The organism is Arsenophonus nasoniae DSM 15247 (assembly GCF_000429565.1).
Taxonomy (GTDB): domain Bacteria; phylum Pseudomonadota; class Gammaproteobacteria; order Enterobacterales; family Enterobacteriaceae; genus Arsenophonus; species Arsenophonus nasoniae.
In genome coordinates, this window is sequence record NZ_AUCC01000190.1 from 1 (window position 1) to 2,060 (window position 2,060).

1 protein-coding gene and 1 pseudogene are annotated in these 2,060 nt (G+C 29.0%); one reads left to right on the forward strand and one right to left on the reverse strand.

What is annotated here, in order from left to right; translation table 11 throughout:
- Positions 1-514 precede the first annotated feature (514 nt).
- Complete coding sequence (locus G468_RS0117270; protein ID WP_026824065.1) at positions 515-1,819, forward strand: hypothetical protein; 1,305 nt, start codon at positions 515-517, stop codon at positions 1,817-1,819.
- Between the two features lie 60 nt (positions 1,820-1,879).
- Here G468_RS0117270 and G468_RS21795 read toward each other — a convergent pair.
- A pseudogene (locus tag G468_RS21795) lies at positions 1,880-2,060 on the reverse strand (IS481 family transposase); the annotation flags it as partial.

The window sequence follows — 2,060 nt, forward strand, 5'->3', positions numbered from 1 at the left end:
ATTAACCTACTGCAGAGTATAAAACAGTACTCAACTCATTAACATCCCCGAAGCAGCACCGCTGCGCCGCTCACGCGTAGCGTGCTACGTTCAAGTCTTTACAAAAATATCCATCAGGCAATAAAGTTCAGTAAGATTTTCCATAATTGTTTAACAATGCTCTACTCTTTAACTAGGCTGTTAGAGTATTTTAACAAAATAGGCGAATTTAACTATTTGAATATCCATACTTTATCTTTATTTCTTATCCCGAACTCAGGTTAACCTTATCTTTGTTTCGTTTTCTGGGGATTCCTCAGAGGCGCGGCGGGGCTACACCACTGCGATTTTTCATGTTTTTTAGAAATTAAGGTAATCACCTGATATAAATAAAACAATAATAATGACGAATATAGATAATTGATTAGAGAAAAATTTTTGATTTTTCAATCAATTTTTGTACAAAAAACTTAAATAACAGAAAATAAACTTATGTAACGATTTTTTACATAACTCTATTTTTAAAAGGATTTTTATGTCTATAACTTTTTCAACACCAGATATAAACCTAGCATTGAATGAGTCAAAGCTTAATCAAGTTTTGACTGCTAATACCTTAGAAGAAGCGACCAGGTTAAATAACTTATATGATCTTATTGATAAAATTATTGACTGGTTTAACGGGGGAGTAAAACATGAAACAATAAAAGACTTATTCTTTGCTATTCAAGATATTAAAAATGAAGATACAATTAGTCCTGAATTTAATCGTTTAGAAAAATTCATAGAACTTAGAAAATTAGCCAATCCAGAACATCAAAGTAAATTTACATTAGAAATAAGTGAAAAAGATGTTAATGATGATTGGGGGTATAAATTAAAGATAGATGATTTTACATTGTATTCGTGTGATAAGGTTTTCGAGAAAACAAAATCTTACGAAGAACGAGCTAAACTACCGTTTTTTTGCGCTAAAAAAACCATGATCGAAGTTGAAGGAGTTTATAATAAATTTAAAGATACATTAGAAGATCAGGAGTCTGATTCATTTAAACGAATTATTACTGAGAATATAGAGCATTATCAGATTACACAGAATAAATACCATCTTAACGAAGAAGAAAAAAAAGTTTTTCATGAGGAATTATCCTATATAAAAGTTGGAAAAACCACATTTCCAATGTTGTGGAATACTAAAGAAATAATCGAATTAAAAAATGAAGTAGATAATTTACATCTTGAGTTAAATAAATTAAAAAAATTAGCTACTCTTTCTGAAAAAATATTAAGCATGTATAGTAGAATAGATAAAGATAAAATATCTAAAGCAACGGAAATAAAATTGAATGAAAAAATTTTAGAGGCTTATGATATAAGGGAAATAAAAGATTATATAGAAAAATTAAAAGATGATAGTGTTATCTTACAAAAAATAATAAATAATAACTTTTTATTATTACCAACAAACCACGATGACACTACGTTAGTTATCTTAAATAATAAGAATGCTATTGAAATTCTTAAGAACTCAATTATAGAAATAGCATCTTTTCCGAAGAACAAATTAATGAAACTCGCCACTAAAAATTTATATATAAAACAAAGAGAAAAACTTTCATATTTTGAAACGAAATTAACTAATTTATACTATTTATTACTAGAGCTTGAAACAGTACCAGGATACGAGAATATAAAAGAAGCACCCTGGGTACATGATATGATTCGTCAGTTATTAATACAGGTAAAACCAGAGCATTTGCCATTAACAAAACTATCATCGCCTGAATATTTAGCATGGAAAAAGAAGTTAACTATGTGGGGAGTCTTAATTAAGAAGTAACTGTGTAGTAGCTCAGACTAGATCTGACAGTTACCGGTTATTTATACAGTATCTGTCAGGTTAAATTTGATTTAAATCTTTTTCTCTCCAAATTTGTTTTCCATCGTGTAAAGTTGCCATGGGTGTTCGACCGCAACACATTTTTTCTTGATGAGTACGCTGGTTATTGTATTCCTCTAACCATTTATCTAAATCAGTTTGTAATTCCTCTAAATTACCGTAGATTTTCTTACGAAAAACC